Raw genomic sequence first — 16,871 nt, 5'->3', positions numbered from 1 at the left:
AGAAAGTCTTTCATGGGACGTTAACGTATTAAACAACAGCTTGTTACCATGTCTTTGATGATTAAATCATTAAACACAGCTTCAATATGTCACATTAAATTGCATAGTATTTTTGTGGTGTTCCTACCTACTTAAAATTGCGTAACAAGTTATTTCTGTAAACATTGTTAGTCCATTTCACGTTATAAACGAGTGTCGTGACCAAAAATTGCTGTATTTCTAACAATATAAAAGTGATCAATTTATTTAATGACGAACATTTTTATACAAATCGAGTAGGAGGGAGCGATTAACTCCCGTCCTCTCACACCACCGTACGTACGGTTCCGTATACGGCGGTTCAATTAAGATCATTGACGCAAGTTTTCATAACGAGCTTCAAGACTTTTCAGCCCTTGGTTTCTCCAATAGGAGTTACCAAGGGTTCTGTGTAATATTGGACTTTTTGAAATACACCAATAACTCTTCCGAGTATTTCCCCATTCATACGCTTGCCATTGTGGTACGCCAAGTTGAATAAGGTTGCGTATCTTTGTTTTCGGTTTCTTCCAGTTCTTCCATAGACACATTCGAAGTCTTCTACGAATCCATTTATCTAATCCAAGGAATATAGATTTGGTGTCTGCTAACGCAAAATATCCACACCATCCCATTAGATATTGATTCAGTTTCTGAATGCGGTATTCCATCGGGTAGGGCATCTTGCGTGATGTGATTTCACGAACTTTATTCTTCACTCGTTTAAGGCTTTCTTTTGCGATACGAACCTTTGGCTCTTTATGATAGGTAAAGCTAAATCCTAGAAACTTACGTTTCCATGGACGGTCGACCGCTGATTTCTTCTCATTTACTTTCAGTCGTAGTTTTCCTTCAATAAATCGCTGGATACTTGCCATTGTGCGAAGTCCTGCTCGTTTACTTTTCACGTAAATGTTACAGTCATCCGCATATCGAACGAATTTGTGTCCTCTTCTTTCCAATTCTTTATCTAGTTCATCTAGTACAATGTTAGATAGTAGCGGACTTAATGGTCCTCCTTGTGGAGTTCCCTCAAATGTGTTTGACACCACACCATTAATCATGACGCCCGATTGTAAATACTTACGAATCAATTTCAGTAATGGTTTATCTTGGATTCTCTTCGCGAGTGTACCCATTAATCTGTCATGGTTGACCTTATCAAAGAATTTCTCCAAGTCCATATCTACGACCCATCGATGTCCATCTCTTATATATTCTTTCGCTTTCCTCACCGCATCATGAGCACTTCGGTTTGGTCGAAATCCGTAGCTGTTTTCAGAGAATGTAGGGTCATACACTTTTGAAAGTACTTGGGCGATTGCTTGTTGAATCAAACGGTCTGTTACGGTAGGGATTCCTAGTAAACGAACACCGCCGTCAGGTTTCGGGATTTCGACTCTGCGGACTGGCATTGGTTCATAAGTTCCCTTGAGAATTGCCTCCTTAATAGATAGCCAGTTTTCGACTATGTGCTGTCGTAAGTTTTGTACGGGCATCATATCTACTCCATGGCTTCCTTTATTCTGTTCTACACGTTTTAATGCTTGAAGCATGTTCTCCCGTGACAGGATTTGATTCAAAAGCATCGTTATTCTCCTTCCGTGAATAGCTGTTCTCTTTATGCCAGTGGTCACTCCACCCTCCAAGAGGTCCCCCACGGGATTCACCGCTTCCTTCCTCAAGTGAGGTACTACGTTTTCTGTGTTCATCATGACTCACTGAATGCCAAGGGCTATTCTCTCTTAATTGTTCGGTCCTTCTTAGTTGTTCTAGACCAACTAATACTATGACCTCTGCTGACTTCTGACGGTTCAGCTACTTATCACTAAGTAGGTTATGAAGCGTACTTCACCTATCCGCCAGACCTCCCCGGGTAAGTACATGCACTTTCACACCATCTATCCGCCTCATTTACTCGATATGACCTTCGACAGAAAGAGCTTTGTTTTGTTTCGCAAACTCACTCAATCATACCTAGCCTTATATGAGGTTCGTGTTCCTCGGACCGGTGTTTTGCCTCCAGCTTCCTTCAGATTCCGCGTCACCACGGACACCCTTGCTCTTGGCTAACCTCTACTTCTGTCTTCGGGGTTCGGGACTTACACCCTATAGTTCATGTACATGCCGGGCGCACCAAAAACGCCAAAATCCTTATCATAAAAGGATTTTGGCGCTCATTGAAATAGTACGAAATTTAATTATGGAGACGGCGGGGGTTATGGAAGCAAAACCTCTCCCCTCTGTAATAACAGTATCTATCAGACTTTTTTGACTATTATTAAAAAGATTAACTACGATTTTAACTACGATTAAGATTTTAATAATAATGTATCTTCAAAAATAAATGCATAAGCAGAATATAAATCATTGTACTTTGGATCATTTTTAATTACACTATCGAAATGTTTCCCTTTATTTTTTAAAACTTCTTCTAATTTTTGTTTATCTGCTTTCATCTTTTCATTTAATGCTACTGTTTCTCTAATCTTCTTTAATTTTGTTGAATAGTCTTTCAAATCCTTTTGAGTCCAACCAAATATATCTGGTCTAAATTTAAAAACTTCATTATAAAATTGAAAAGCCATTTCTTCTTTTCTTTCTTCTGATTTAAAATTACCCTTTTCATCTAAATAATCAAACAATTTATGATTTACAATTAAGTTCGAATATTCTTTAAGAATTGAGATTTTTTGATCTATTGGCTTATTTTTTAATTTATCACTATTTACAATATCATTTACTAACGCCAAATTATTAATATGGGAGTTCTCCGTGTCTCCATTATCACCCAATAAATGTTCTATTGTTATTTCACTATCATTTAAATATGCATCTGTTTGATAATAACTGTAATATTCTATTAACACATACTTTATTAATCTACTATTTTTAAGTCGTTTATCCTTGTTTGAATATTTGAGAGCTGAGCTATAATTATTTTTAAAATGTTCGTAGTTTACTAAATTACTTAATTCATAGAATAAATTTGAAATCTCAACCTTATATTCTACATCAGACTTTGAATGATAAATTGCATATGCTGCATTTTTTATAGCCGTATCTGTTCTGTTACTTGTTTCTCTTGAAGCATTAAAAATAACAAAGAAATTTCTTAAATTTTTTAAAGTCGCATCTTTAACTGAAATATCTATAATCCCTTTATGGAATACTTCAAAAATCGATGTCAATAATGATCTAATTTGCTTATTATTTTTCAAATTAAAATATTTAATATAATTATCTTTAGTATTTTTATCAGTTATTTGAGCATATAAGCTCGCAAATCTATGTAAATCATTTAGAAAAGAAGACATTTCATCAATTTTTATTTCTTCTTTAAATAGCCTATATACATCTTCAGCATTTTCTGCTTTTCTTTTCAAATAACATTTAGCAAAATGATTTAATAAGTCATCTTTATCAACTAAATGTTCTGTATAATTATATATATCTATCCATTTTTTTCTAGCATCATCTATATAATCATCTAATTTTGGGTAAACATACTTCATTGTGTGATTTTTGAGAAGCTCAATTTGCTTAAGTTGTTGCCCACGTGCATTTAAGACTTCAAAAATATTATATATTTCTTCCTCTTGCTCTGAAACAATCTCAACAATATTTATAACATATAACTTGTCAAGAAACTGATCTATTTCATATAAAGTTTTTGATGAAAAGTGTGAATAAAAATATTCAAAAGCTAATTTATATGGGTTATTATTTGATAATTTTAAATGCTGTGATTGTTTCATATTATGAAGTAATTCAAGTATAAAATCATTATATTCACTATTATATAATATTGGTATTAATTCATTCTGTGGTGTAACTGAGTTTATAAAAGTATTTTCAATATATCTTGCTCGTTGTAAGGCATCTTCGTTATTTAATTTATATAATCTACTACAAATTGCCGCAAACAATAAAAATAATGTCGTTATTCTTTGTTGTCCATCAATTATTTCATAATCTTTAATACCTTTAATTGAATCTGAGGATTTTAATTTTACATTACTACTTAAAACAATTGTCCCTAAAAAATGAGTCCACTCATTTTTTTCATTTTTAAATCCTAATGTAAATGTAATATCATTTAAAAGCTCATCCCAGTTTCTTTGTTTCCATACATATTCACGCTGATATCTAGGAATTACATAACGAGATTGTCTTTGAAATATATCTAATATTGTTCTATTTTCAGTATTAAATCCCATATTTTAATTACTCCTTAAGTTAGAAAAATATTTTCGTTAAATACTGCAAAGTTTTATTTGATTTTATTTAAAAAACTGTCTCATGATTCTATTTTGATATCAATTTTTAAAGCATTCATACATTCTTTTCTTTTTTGAACTTCTATATGTTGTAACTCAATATTTCGTCTACCACCAATAACTACACCATAAATTCTTATTGGTTTAGCACTATCCACAGTTAATCTACCTTTACTACATAGTAAAGGATTATATTTCTGAACTCCTGACTGTTGCACTGAAATCATGCATTTCTTTATTAAAGCTCAATTCGTTTGCCAAAGCATTAGCATTTCTTCTAATTATCTGATCAAATCCCTCTAAAATTTTTGAATTAAAAACAGCACTCTTGCTTGTAATATTGTTAATTAAACTAAAATCAGCTCCTTTTACTTCTATTTAATATACAGACATAAATGATCTATGCGTAAATACTGTAAAGTCAACATTTCCTGTTGTCCCTATTGGTAACTAAGAAAAACAAATAAATTCATCCGAAGGATTTGCATATGCTTTTGCAAATACAGACAAATCATTTTTTAAAACTTTTGTAATTCTTGCTCTTTTGCCCCACTATTTACAAATTTCTGTAATTCAGTTAATGTTTATCCTCCTCAACTCAACATATATAAATTTGAATTAACTTTAATAAATTTTTACATTTATTGTTATCGATTCTTATAGAAATTATATTGTTGTTATTAGAGAAGTCGCTAAAATAATTATAACAACAAAATGAAAAAATTAGCTATATTTTACATTTATATTCTGTCACTAGCGTCGCATTAAAATAATTTAACACCTTCAAATAAACCGAATTTTCTGAAATATAATCCAAACACAAAAAAATCCTTTATAATGGTTGGGTGGTAGTAAACCATCCAAATCCAATACAAAGGACAAAACCATGGATAAGTTTACACGAAAAACATCATTTGAACAATGGTTTTCACCGATTAATCGTCCATTATTTGACGACCTAGTGAAAACACATCAATTAAATCACTATACCAAGAAGCTTTATATGGCTTCATTTATGAAACTGCTTTTGTATGCCCAACTCCATGAAACCGAGAGTTTACGGGCGTTGAGTGACGCTGTCTTTTTAGAAGAATTACAACGAGCAACGGGATTGGAATCGATTAGTTTTTCACAGTTAGGGAGACGAATCAATACCATCCCAACTGAGTTCTTTCAAACGATTTTTCTCGATTTAGTGGCACAAATTCATCGGAAAACCAATTTCCAAACAAGAAGAAAAGTGACAACGCCTTTGAAAATCATTGATTCGAGTACATTACCGCTTAATTTGACCAATCATAAGTGGGCAGAGTTTCGAAAAACAAAATCAGGAGTAAAGCTTCACTTACGACTTGTTTTTATGGAAAAAGGACTCTCCTATCCAGATAAAGCCGTACTCACGAATGCCAACGAACATGATCGTGGTCAACTAGAAGTATTCGTGGATGACAAAGAATGCATGTACGTGTTTGATCGTGGTTACTTGGATTATGGGCGCTTTGATCAAATGACGGAAGATGGCTATTTCTTTGTGACCCGTTTGCGTAAAAACGCTGTTGTCCGAGTGTTAGAATCCTTTTCGTTACCAGAAGATTCACCCGTATTCTCTGATGAAATGGTTGTCATTGGAACACCACAAAATCGTTCTGAAAACGTGTTTCGCTTACTCAAATTGCATGATACAAAAGGAAATGAGCTTCATTTACTGACAAATCGGTTTGACATTGACGCAGATGAAATTGCAGAAATCTACCAATCACGTTGGGCAATCGAACTTTTTTTCAAATGGATGAAACAACATCTGAACATTAAAAAGTTTTTTGGTCACAGTGAACAAGCTGTACATCATCAAGTGTACGTAGCCATGATAGTGTACTGTCTGAATGTTTTAGCTCAGTTGAACACGAATAGTGACCGAAGTACGTTACAAATAAGTCGATATTTGAAAGCAGCTTTATGGAAATCTGCACACATTTGGTTACGGAAAATCGAAGGGAAGAGCGTTCCTTAAAGGTTGATTTGTCGTTGTTGCACTCGCCTTAAGCTATAGGTAAAAAATGGATGTTCACTACCTTTATTTAGGTGTTTTCGTTTTTCGCTAATTTTCCAGAAAAATAAAATCTGAAATTTCAAAACTTATTTATACGACGCTAGTGATAAAAATGATAATAAAATTTATATATAGGTATAAATTGATTAAAATGACAGGGCGGCAACAACTATGCAGATCACGAGCAAAAAACCATTTTTGTCGTCATTATATACAAATATTTTTCTCCTTATCATGTATCATGTAACTATTATACTAGTCCTATTATAACAAATTCTACAATAGATTTAGCACTTAATTCAAATTTTTGTAGAATTTTACTAATGATTAATTATTTTTCACAATATTTTATTTTTGGCTCTATAATATTTGGTGTTGGTGGATACAACCAGCATCATTTTTTTACACAAAAAAATGAGACATGTGACAAACTCTGGTAAAATGTAATCGAACAAAACCACATTTCCCAAAGGAGTTGTGTCACATGTCTCACCATCATTCTATACGAAACCTACTCAATATAAAAGACAAAAATATCACATTTGATGAAAATTTTTGTTCTACCGAAACGATCAAAAAAGTAAAAGCGAAAGTCTTTCATGGGACGTTAACGTATCAACCAAAAGCTTGTTATACTTGTGGACATGTCTTTGATGATCAAATCATTAAACACGGTTTTAAAACGTCTCTCATTAAAATGCCTAGCATTTCAGGTTTTCATACCTACTTAAAATTGCGTAAACAGCGTTATTTCTGTAAACATTGTCATGCCACGTTTACTTTAAAAACGAGCGTCGTGGCTAAAAACTGTTGTATTTCCAACAATACCAAAGTAGCGATTGCTTTAAACGCCAAAGATAAAATCTCCGAAAAAGATATTGCGATGAAACATCATGTTTCTCATGCCACTGTCAGTCGTGTCATTGACAGCTTTTATAGCTACTATCAACCAAATATTCACTACCTTCCAAAGCATTTGTGTTTTGATGAGTTTAAATCAGTGAAATCCGCAGCTGGAGCGATGTCCTTTATTTTCTGCGACTCTGAAACGGGGGAGATTGTGGATATCGTGGAGGACCGGAGATTACATGTCCTCAAAGAGTATTTCTTACGGTATTCCAAGAAGGCGAGAGATGCGGTAAAAACGATTGTCATCGATATGTACAGCCCTTATATTTCCTTAATCCAAGAAGTTTTCCCTAAAGCGGAAATCGTACTCGACAAATTCCATATCCTCCAACTATTTAGCAGAGCTTTAAACAAAACGCGCATCAACGTCATGAATCGGGATAAAAAGAATTACAATAAATTGAAAAAATACTGGAAGCTCCTTCTGAAAGATCAAACAAAACTTGATTATAAGAACTATACATATCATCGTTGCTTTAAAAAGCATATGTGTGAGGTGGAGATTCTCCACTATCTCATTGATTTAGATTCTGAATTAAAAGCGTCCTATGAGTTATACCAATACGTTCGACATTGCATCAAAACCAAAGACTTTGAGCTCTTGAAGAAAACCTTGGCGAATAAACAGAACAGCGTTTCCAGCTATATGAAAACCGCCATCAAGACAATCAACAAATACATAAATTACGTGGAGAATACGTTGAAATATGATTATAGCAACGGCATTTTAGAGGGGATTCATAACAAAATCAAAGTGATGAAACGCATTTCTTTCGGTTATCGATCCTTCTATCACTTTAGAAACCGAATATTCATTACCCAAAACTTAGCGAAAATAAAAACAGCTTAGGGGAACCCTAATTTCCCCTAAGCCATCCGATTACATATTACCAAATAATGTCACTAAAATTTATTCACCAACTCCATTTGACAAAGAACCGTTTTTTTATATAACAGTGGATAAAGTTATAAAACTTCAACTTGTCCCATCATACCGTTTTCTTCATGTTCAAGAATATGACAGTGGAACATGTAGATCCCTTTATTATTGAATTTCACAGCTAGCTTCACTGTTTGGTCTGGTTCAATTGCAACAGTGTCTTTCCATCCTTGTAATTCAACAGGTGGTTCTTTTCCATCTATTGAAACAATTTTAAATTGTGTTCCGTGAATATGGAATGGATGTAACATACCACCCATTTTATCAGGTTTATTGTAAATTTCCCAAATTTCTGTTTCTCCTTGTTTTTGAGTGAAATCGATACGGTTTATATCAAATTGTTTGTCATTTATATAGACCATTTCACCCATACCAAATAATTCAAGTTTTTTCGTAACAGGTAGATTTTTTTCTTCTTCTGTTACTACATAATCATTTAATGTTTCTGGAATTTTTACTGTATTTGTTTTTTGTTCATCAATCTTAAATGGCAATAAGATAGAATCGGCTTCGTTCACTAAGGCTACATCGCTTGATGCATCATATTTAGAGAAATCCACAATAATTTCAGCTCGTTCTCCAGGTGTTAATGTAATTTCTGACATCTCAGTTGGTTCATTTAAGAATCCACCATCTGTTGCAATTTGTTGGAATGAATCTCCTGTGTTTAATTTAAATGTATAGTCACGAGCATTTGAACCATTCAATAATCGTAAGCGTACTTTCTCTTTTCCTACTGTCAATTTTGGGTTAAGGGTTCCGTTTACTAACATTGTATCGCCGATAGTGCCATCTTCATTACGCACCGCTTGGTAATCAAATTGTTTGTCCTCAGTAAATTGTCTATCCTGGAATATTAGTGGAAAATCATTTTCACCGTATTCGGATGGTAAACCTAGGCTTTTTGAGTTTTCATCTTCGATATAAATTAAACCTGCTAAACCTTTATATACTTGTTCAGCTGTAGCACCTACTGGATGTGGATGGAACCAAAGAGTTGAGGCACCTTGACTTACAGTGAATTTTACATCTTCTGAAGCACCTGGTTGTAGAAGTTGATGTGGACCACCATCACCTTCACCCGGAATATCTAAGCCATGCCAGTGGAATGTTGTCGGTTCAGGCAAATCATTTTTCGTTCTAAATGTTACAGTTTCACCCTCACTTACACGTATAACTGGTCCTAAGAATGAACCATTATATCCATATGTGTCAGTTTGGACACCCTCAAAAATTTCAGTTTTACCTTGTTGAGCAGTAATAACAACAACTCCATCATTAGCTTCTACTAATGGTGGAAGGGCTAGTTCGTTTTCACCTGTCGAATTATTTAGTTCTAATGGATTTGTATGACTTGCATGGCCGTTTTCCATATCCATCCCTTCCATATCCATGTTGGAATGATCCATCCCCTCCATATTCTTCATTTCCTCTTCAGACATGTTGGAATGATCCATTTCTTCTGAATCTGAATTTGTATTATTTGCACTACAACCAGTTGTAATTACAGCACTGGCTATTAATGCAGTTATCCATAACTTGGATTTCATGCTGATTCCTCCTTAATTTGTTTACAAAAATAATGTAACAAATAATTATGGAGAAATTATGCACATATCAAATTATGATATGGGAGATTTTATTAAGTTCACAAAAAATTCATAATGTAATTTAAAATATAGTGAGTATAGAGTTATTTTTACAAACATCACTAACTGAAAATATTATAAATTAGCTCATATTTTTTATATTTTATATTAAATAATAGCGAACCTACAAACATATAGTTTTTGAGGTGAATAAATATGAAATACAAACTTGGCAGCTTTTTTGGATTCATTTCACTCCTCTTTGTATCACATTATTTGCAATAAAGTGAGTAACTAAAAAGCCCCCATTCCCAAAGGAACGAGAGCTATCCGCATTGCTACCCTTATTAAATAGACAACAGTATCGGCTTTTTAACCGGCCAAATCTTAATAAACCTACAACTTGGCTACTATAGTAAGAATACATAAACATTAGCTTCCACCAACCGCTAACCCTAACAATAAACTTGCTTTACATACTTCAAATCTTCGATTTTTTTGATATTAGTTTCGAAATCCATAAACTCTTTTGCTAATAAGATAAGACCTGCACAAGTCCCAAACATCGGTATTCCTTGTTGTGCCAATGTGTGTATTGGCTCATAAGTGATAGCAATCTAACAGTTTGCCCATTGTTGTACTTTCACCACCAGGTAAAATTAGACCGTCAAAACAATTCAAATCTTCAATTGTCTTTACTGCAATAGCTTCACAATCAAGAGATTCAATTTAGTGAATATGTTCTCTTACAGCACCTTGTAATGCCATGACCCCTATTTTTTTGTCATACTACCAGCCACGCTCCTGCATACGTTCACTTACATCTAGTGTAGCAATGTCAATCCCTTTCATCGGGGTTCCAAGTTCCTTCGAAATTTCAGCAATAAGTTTATAGTCTCTGTAATGTGTTGTTGCTTCGACAATTGCACGTGCAAATTGATTTTCAGATTTAAATATACCAGAGCCAACAAACACACCATCTGCTCCAAGTTCCATCATTAGTTCCCAACATATTTGAATTGCTGTTTGGGTAAATATTGATCAGTCATTTCCATTTTGTTAGTTGCTGCTCCATAATAATTGAGTACCGCTGTAAGAGCTGTTATTTCACATCCATTTGGTAATTCTGGAGTTTGAAGTAATGAAGGTACTGCTAATGATTGTTCACTATTTGCAGCGTTTGTTTGTACAATTACATTTTGTTTAGTTTGCGTATATGTAATTTCTTTTTCAGTAATAAACTTTCCCGTTTTAAAATTTTCAAATAATCCAACTTGTATTAAATACTCTTCGTTTTCATCTAAGTTACTAAAAATAACTTTCCCCTCATCAGTACTTACATTTGAATCTAGTATATTCCCTTCGTCATCAAGTAAAGTTACATATAATTTATCAAGAGGTGTTCCACTTGAGTATTCAACTATTAATACAGTCAGTTTATTTGAATCGTTGTTATTTTTTTCTACTTTGTTTGTGCAAGCGCTAAGTAAAGCTGTAACCATTAAAGAGATAGCAATTTTTCTTGTTTTCATTTTATTACCACTTTCAATATACTTTTTTTATAATTTAACAAATGATTATGGAGAAATTATGAAAGAAAGGATAATTATCATCAAATTATTAAAAAATGTACATTTTAAAACATCTGGTGCATGGGCTTATTTAGGGTATTCGAATATTGATGTGGAAGAGAGCAAAAGGAATTGACCCCACGTGGTACTCAGTGACATGACAATACAATTTACTAGCGAGGATAGCGCCAACGGAACAAGAGCTTTGATTATCTGATCCATCTTGTTAGTACCCCACAGTGGAATCTATCGGTTCTGTATTCACCTGTTCTGTACATTCTAACTCCATGTTCACTGAAGAGGACCATGATGGATACTAACAAAACCCTTATTTATCGTTAAGGGGTATGATTTTAAGAAGATAGAGTGCTAATATCAGCACCCTAAATCCTTTTTACTCAACATCATATCCTTGATCATCAATTGTCTCTTTTATTTTTTCTAGTGTTACTTTTTGATCATTGAATTCAACATTTACCTTACCAGCGCCTAAATCAACTTCTACTTGTTCAACACCATCTAACGATCCAACACTACCTTCAATCGATTTTACACAATGACCACATGACATTCCGTTTACGTTTAATGTTACATTTCCCATATTTATTCTCTCCTTTTATTTTTTTGTTAATTTGTGACAAGTATGCATCTAAAACTTCTAAACCCCTTTTTTATATACAATCAACAACACATTCTTTCATAAATGTTTCAAGAAGGTTTTTTTTGCTACACTTTTAACGCAACCGAGTATATGAAGAATTAACCTTTATTTTATAAATTTTATTTCAAAAGTCCTACCTCCATTTAGTTTACCGTAATCCAACCAACCATACCTGACTCTTTATGCCCAGGGACAGTACAAACGAATTTATATAATCCAGATTCCGTAGGTGTGAAACTAATCAACTGCTCTTCTTTAGGTCCTACATGAAGATGAATGATATTTTCTTGATTCGATTGATTTCCATGATTTCCATGATTACCTCCAGATTCCATTTTATTAGTATTTGGAATTTTCAATTCAATATCATGCTCGATAGTATCCTCATTTTTCAGAATAAGCGTAACTGGCTGGTTTTTTCCCAAAACAAAATTTGATGGCGAGTATTTCATATCGACTGTCTTTATAATTATTTCTTTTGAATCATCAACCTCTGAAGGTTTTGACTGTGTATGCTCATTATGTAAGGGCGAATTAGATTCTAAATTTACTTTATTCTCAGCAAAAGAAACCACACCAAATAAGTAAAAGGATATTATGATTGCAAGTAGTAATGGTTTAAGTAGCCAAATCTTATTATTAATCTTCTTTTGATTATGTTTATTGGGGAAAATTACAAATAAAAATATTGTTGAAATAGTTAGTATTAAGAATAGTCTTACTAATTGAATTAACTGCTCTCCATTTATCATCTCTCCCAACATAGCGCCCATCATTCCACCCATTAAACCAGACATAATTCCTTCTAAACAAGAAATTGTACCAAAGCTAATACCACATAATAATCCAGCTATCACTCCTATAATAATTGAAAGAATTGTCGATTGAAATAAATTACCTTGTAGGTAACCTCCAAGGAGAATACCAGCAGTTAATCCGAGATTCATGCTAAAAAACATCGTAATACTCATACCTTGCATTGGGGTAATCACATTTTTCATTTTGCTTGATAAAATTGTGATTATTAATGTTAATACGAGAAGTGAAATTAAAATAAATGTCTGATAGTAGTCCACATCTCCATCCTTTCATATATATATATATATATATATATTATATACCCTTTATAGGTATGCATCTCTATTAATTATTATTATTACTACATAGAAATAATTTGTATTATTCCAATTTTTATATAGGTAAATTGCATGTTCTGTACTATCTCTCAGTGATTTAAATCATAACCCTGCACACGCTTTTTTATGTTCCATATGGAGTAATATGTTTATTAAATACATCTCCAGATGCTTGACTTGTAATTAGTGTAAGGGCTGACTGATCTACAAATCTTGTCCTTCTGTCCTTTACCCCATCCTATGGTTGTTTTCTCAATAATATGTGGTGGGAATAAGAGTCTTATTACATGAGGGAACATCCCGTGTTCGTTCGTTCTTTCTTTCCAAATATTTCATGAGACATGGAAGCAAACCCCCCCTTCCCAAATGGCATTAACTTTACTTGGATTCTGTGAATAGAACTCCCAAACAAATAATGGCATTGGAATACCCCATAGTAATAAATCAGAAAACTAGCAAAGCAGATGGGGTTTTTGATTTAGGTAGGAAGTTACATTTTAATGTCTATGTTTATGCGGAATAGCTATTCCTCTTAAACAAAATGCTTGAAGGTATTTTCTACCCTCAAGCATTTTAATTCATGCATTTTCTAATTTGCTTTAATTATTAAATTATACAGCCATTTTTCTGCAAACTTCTGCACATTTGTAGCAAGATTCAGCACATTGTTTACAGTGTTCATGATGCTCATGTTTTTTACATACATCACCACACGCTTGACAAATTTCTGCACAGGCTTGACAAATTTGTTTTATATATGGGCTATCTGATTGCATTGATTTCGCGGCAAAAGCACAAATGTCTGCACATTCACGTAAAGAGCGGATACACTCAGCTAACATTTTTACATCCTCTTCTTTTAAACACGCATCATAACACCCATTACAAGCCTCCATACATTCTAGGCAAGCTTTAATACATTCTTCTAAATTCATGCTCATGTTCATCATCAATTACCTCCTATAATTTTTTTAAACAAAATTATTATGTTCAATGCTCTTATTTTTAAACTAGACATAACTACTTCGCTGATCAATTTTGCCTTAGATAATTCGAAAAAAATTCTCCAAATACACTAGGACGTCTAAACTAATATTGTCTCATCCATCCTTACCTTTATTTCCTTTAATAAAGGGCAATTAGAGCTATCTTCTATTTCTTAATTCAAACAGAACATGATTTAATCATGATTTATTAGTAGTTATTTGCACATGCTGACATATTTTCTTTAGTGGTCTGTGGATGGCAGTGTGCTTCTAATTCTGGTACCTTCTCGAGTGCCATCCATTTCCCTCTTAAAAATTGAACTACTAAAACAATAGCTCGAAAAACTATGTCAATACCTATGGCAATCCAAACTCCTGCTAAACCCAGTTCCAATTTAATGGCGAGGAAATATACCAAAATAGTACGGACAGCCCACATACCAACAGCCGTAAGGTACATGGGAAATTTTGTATTATTGGCACCTTGAAATACTCCTGTTAGAATTAGAAGAACCGCCAAAAAGGGTTGAAACATTCCTGAAATCCTCAATGCAATACTAATATCATTGATGACAAGCTGATCATCGGTAAAGAAGCTTCCAGCCCAGTCACCTAGAAAGAAGAGTATTGCACCAAATATAGCCATTGTTCCAAAGCCAAGATAGACTGTTAGCATTGCATAACGTTTTGCCTCATCAAATTTTTTGGCCCCAATCTGTTGTCCTACCAGAATGGTTGCAGCCGTGGCAAAACCGTACCCAATCATATAGGAAAATACTTCCACATTACTCGCTATTTGATGTGCAGCAAATGCATTAGTTCCTAAAGCGACAATAAAACCAAAATAAACAATCTGTCCTGCCCGCATCACTAACCTTTCCCCAGCTGCCGGCGCTCCCAGTGTTGTAAGTTCCATTAGATGTGACTTATCTGGTTTCCAATAGTCTCTCCTGAAAGAAAGGGCTTTTGAACGATTAATATAGAACAGCAAGAGTATGCTTCCAAGCATTCTTGAGAAGACAGTAGCAAATGCTACGCCAACAATCCCCATCTCGGGAATAAATAAAAGACCGTATATGAATACGTAATCAAGAAATGCATGTACGATATTGATTATGATGCTGACATACATAGGAGATTTGGTATCACCAGCACCCCTTAAAATAGCACTCATGACAAACATCAGCGACATAAAAATCGATGGAATACCAACAATTCTAAAGTAAAAAGCACCAATTTCCAAAACATCATTTTCTATTCCCATCAGCTTTAGGAGAGGTTCCGCGAAAATGAGTGTTAATAAACCCGTAAGAATTCCAAATAAAACCGCTAGTAAAATAGACTGCTGAGCTATATGGCGAGCTTTTTTCCGGAAGATTGGCGCCAAGAAAATTTGCAATCCTAACATTTGCTGCTACTCCTATCGCCATAAATAAAGCAAAATAAATTGCTAAGATTGCATTGGTTACGCCAACTGCTGAAACAGCAGCAAGGCTTATTTTTGATACAAAATAGATATCCACGAATCCAACTGCAGTTTGAAAAAAGTTCTCTATAACTGCTGGTACCGCAAGAATAATAACAAGTTTTATTCTTGCCTTGTCAGAAGCGGGGGATAGGACGTTGCTAGTATCTTGATGTTCTTTCACAGATTACTTCTCCTTTGCAATTCACATTCCTCGAGGAAAGGCTTATAAAAAGTGTTTCTTTTTCATGTAGTTACCGAATTATCTTAGAGCCAATAATGTTTCATAAAAAGATTTTCTAACTTCTATTAGTATTTCCACAAAAGACTATAGTGATTCTGTTTTCTATTTCGAAAGCATTGGAAGTTACAAATAAAAAAACACAGGGTAGTTTATTCCCTGTGTTCTTACTCGTCCATTTGTATTGAATTAACTATTTCGGTCATCATTTGTTCGTTCATTGGACCAATGATCTTTTGAATAACACCACCTTTAGGATCTAGAATATAACTAGTTGGTAGTGTTAAAATTCCGTACGTATTTCCAACAACACCATCTTTGTCTAATAGTATCGGGAAAGTTAAACCATAATCTTGCACAAATGATTCAACTGCTTGTACACCATTATCAATGTTAGTTAGATTAACGGCAACAATTTCAATTCCGTTTTCTTTATTCTGTTCATAAAACTTTTGCATAGCAGGCATTTCTTCTCTACACGGTGGACACCAAGTGGCCCAAAAGTTTAAAATAACGATTTTACCTTTAAAATCAGAAAGCTTAACGTCTGCACCACTCAAATCTGTTAATGTGAATTCTGGAGCAAACGTAACTGTTTGAGAGATTTTGTCGGACCCAGTTAAGCTTGTTTCAGTCATTTCATCTTATGAGTTTTTGGGAGTTTCATTTAAGATACCTTGTTCATTAACCTGTACTGTTTTATTAAAGGTATTTTCTTCAAAAAAAATAACAAAAATTAATATTAAAATGAAAATAATAGATATGAATTTTTTCAACATAAATAATACCCCCTATGTATAGTTTTAGTTAATAGTTACAGAATCTCTCGCTAGTTTTGGTGGTGAACTTCCTTCCTTTTTCCTCACGCGAAGTCATAAGAGGCTAACCATTTTTTTGCTTTCTATATCTAGGCCTTAAACTGAGTAATCGGTGGTTTTATCATAGCGAAACCTTTGCAAACTGAATGTTTAAAAATGTTAAAGTTTATATAGTGTGAAAGGTATTGGTGTGCCTTCTTTTTTCTC

General features: G+C 33.7%; 12 protein-coding genes and 3 pseudogenes. 2 read left to right on the top strand and 13 right to left on the bottom strand.

Annotated features, from left to right (window positions below; genetic code table 11):
- Positions 1–350 precede the first annotated feature (350 nt).
- From ltrA to NSU17_RS12410, 3 genes are all read right to left on the bottom strand, one after another.
- Complete coding sequence (ltrA, locus tag NSU17_RS12420; RefSeq protein ID WP_340705152.1) at positions 351–1,607, bottom strand: group II intron reverse transcriptase/maturase; 1,257 nt, start codon at positions 1,605–1,607, stop codon at positions 351–353.
- A gap of 723 nt (positions 1,608–2,330) precedes the next feature.
- Complete coding sequence (locus tag NSU17_RS12415) at positions 2,331–4,238, bottom strand: DUF262 domain-containing protein (RefSeq protein ID WP_340705151.1); 1,908 nt, start codon at positions 4,236–4,238, stop codon at positions 2,331–2,333.
- A gap of 80 nt (positions 4,239–4,318) precedes the next feature.
- Positions 4,319–4,456 carry a hypothetical protein gene (locus tag NSU17_RS12410; protein WP_340705150.1) on the bottom strand — a complete coding sequence of 46 codons (138 nt, stop codon included), beginning with the start codon at positions 4,454–4,456 and terminating at the stop codon, positions 4,319–4,321.
- A 728-nt stretch (positions 4,457–5,184) separates the two neighbouring features.
- Here NSU17_RS12410 and NSU17_RS12405 point away from each other — a divergent pair.
- Together NSU17_RS12405 and NSU17_RS12400 are read left to right on the top strand one after the other, a co-directional pair.
- Entirely contained in the window at positions 5,185–6,309 is a 1,125-nt protein-coding gene (locus tag NSU17_RS12405; RefSeq protein ID WP_340705149.1) for an IS4 family transposase, read from the top strand.
- 523 nt (positions 6,310–6,832) lie between these two features.
- Positions 6,833–8,107, top strand: a complete 1,275-nt coding sequence (locus NSU17_RS12400) for an ISL3 family transposase (protein ID WP_340705148.1) — start codon at positions 6,833–6,835, stop codon at positions 8,105–8,107.
- 116 nt (positions 8,108–8,223) lie between these two features.
- Here the strand turns inward: NSU17_RS12400 and NSU17_RS12395 are convergent, their stop codons facing one another.
- The 10 genes and pseudogenes from NSU17_RS12395 to NSU17_RS12350 form a co-directional block, all read right to left on the bottom strand.
- Positions 8,224–9,747, bottom strand: a complete 1,524-nt coding sequence (locus tag NSU17_RS12395) for a multicopper oxidase domain-containing protein (RefSeq protein WP_340436409.1) — start codon at positions 9,745–9,747, stop codon at positions 8,224–8,226.
- 563 nt (positions 9,748–10,310) lie between these two features.
- Positions 10,311–10,515, bottom strand: a pseudogene (locus tag NSU17_RS12390) (Type 1 glutamine amidotransferase-like domain-containing protein); the annotation flags it as partial.
- Positions 10,516–10,575: 60 nt separating this feature from the next.
- Positions 10,576–10,788 (bottom strand): annotated as a pseudogene (locus tag NSU17_RS12385) (pyridoxal 5'-phosphate synthase lyase subunit PdxS); the annotation flags it as partial.
- Entirely contained in the window at positions 10,785–11,288 is a 504-nt protein-coding gene (locus tag NSU17_RS12380; RefSeq protein ID WP_340436413.1) for a C39 family peptidase, read from the bottom strand. The pseudogene NSU17_RS12385 and the gene NSU17_RS12380, both read right to left, overlap by 4 nt.
- 463 nt (positions 11,289–11,751) lie before the next feature.
- Positions 11,752–11,958 carry a copper chaperone CopZ gene (gene copZ, locus NSU17_RS12375; RefSeq protein WP_340436407.1) on the bottom strand — a complete coding sequence of 69 codons (207 nt, stop codon included), beginning with the start codon at positions 11,956–11,958 and terminating at the stop codon, positions 11,752–11,754.
- Between the two features lie 203 nt (positions 11,959–12,161).
- The gene (locus tag NSU17_RS12370) at positions 12,162–13,094 is read right to left on the bottom strand and encodes a cupredoxin domain-containing protein (RefSeq protein WP_340436405.1); all 933 of its coding nucleotides are present in this window, start codon (positions 13,092–13,094) and stop codon (positions 12,162–12,164) included.
- 671 nt (positions 13,095–13,765) lie between these two features.
- The gene (locus NSU17_RS12365) at positions 13,766–14,095 is read right to left on the bottom strand and encodes a four-helix bundle copper-binding protein (RefSeq protein WP_340436411.1); all 330 of its coding nucleotides are present in this window, start codon (positions 14,093–14,095) and stop codon (positions 13,766–13,768) included.
- Between the two features lie 253 nt (positions 14,096–14,348).
- A pseudogene (locus tag NSU17_RS12360) lies at positions 14,349–15,732 on the bottom strand (MATE family efflux transporter).
- A gap of 281 nt (positions 15,733–16,013) precedes the next feature.
- The gene (locus NSU17_RS12355; RefSeq protein WP_340705147.1) at positions 16,014–16,484 is read right to left on the bottom strand and encodes a redoxin domain-containing protein; all 471 of its coding nucleotides are present in this window, start codon (positions 16,482–16,484) and stop codon (positions 16,014–16,016) included.
- A gap of 6 nt (positions 16,485–16,490) precedes the next feature.
- Positions 16,491–16,625, bottom strand: a complete 135-nt coding sequence (locus NSU17_RS12350) for a hypothetical protein (RefSeq protein WP_340705146.1) — start codon at positions 16,623–16,625, stop codon at positions 16,491–16,493.
- Positions 16,626–16,871 lie beyond the last annotated feature (246 nt).

Source organism: Ureibacillus sp. FSL K6-2830, assembly GCF_038004145.1.
In the GTDB taxonomy this organism is placed as follows: Bacteria; Bacillota; Bacilli; order Bacillales_A; family Planococcaceae; genus Ureibacillus; species Ureibacillus thermosphaericus.
Note: the sequence above shows the minus strand (reverse complement) of the source record. Positions and strands in the feature narration are given on the sequence as shown.

What these genes read in the sequence shown, in the direction of transcription:
- ltrA (WP_340705152.1), bottom strand. Translation starts at nt 1,607, where the DNA reads ATGCTTTTGAATCAAATCCTGTCACGGGAGAACATGCTTCAAGCATTA.
- NSU17_RS12415 (WP_340705151.1), bottom strand. Translation starts at nt 4,238, where the DNA reads ATGGGATTTAATACTGAAAATAGAACAATATTAGATATATTTCAAAGA.
- NSU17_RS12405 (WP_340705149.1), top strand. Translation starts at nt 5,185, where the DNA reads ATGGATAAGTTTACACGAAAAACATCATTTGAACAATGGTTTTCACCG.
- NSU17_RS12400 (WP_340705148.1), top strand. Translation starts at nt 6,833, where the DNA reads ATGTCTCACCATCATTCTATACGAAACCTACTCAATATAAAAGACAAA.
- NSU17_RS12395 (WP_340436409.1), bottom strand. Translation starts at nt 9,747, where the DNA reads ATGAAATCCAAGTTATGGATAACTGCATTAATAGCCAGTGCTGTAATT.
- NSU17_RS12380 (WP_340436413.1), bottom strand. Translation starts at nt 11,288, where the DNA reads ATGGTTACAGCTTTACTTAGCGCTTGCACAAACAAAGTAGAAAAAAAT.
- copZ (WP_340436407.1), bottom strand. Translation starts at nt 11,958, where the DNA reads ATGGGAAATGTAACATTAAACGTAAACGGAATGTCATGTGGTCATTGT.
- NSU17_RS12365 (WP_340436411.1), bottom strand. Translation starts at nt 14,095, where the DNA reads ATGAGCATGAATTTAGAAGAATGTATTAAAGCTTGCCTAGAATGTATG.
- NSU17_RS12355 (WP_340705147.1), bottom strand. Translation starts at nt 16,484, where the DNA reads ATGACTGAAACAAGCTTAACTGGGTCCGACAAAATCTCTCAAACAGTT.
- NSU17_RS12350 (WP_340705146.1), bottom strand. Translation starts at nt 16,625, where the DNA reads ATGTTGAAAAAATTCATATCTATTATTTTCATTTTAATATTAATTTTT.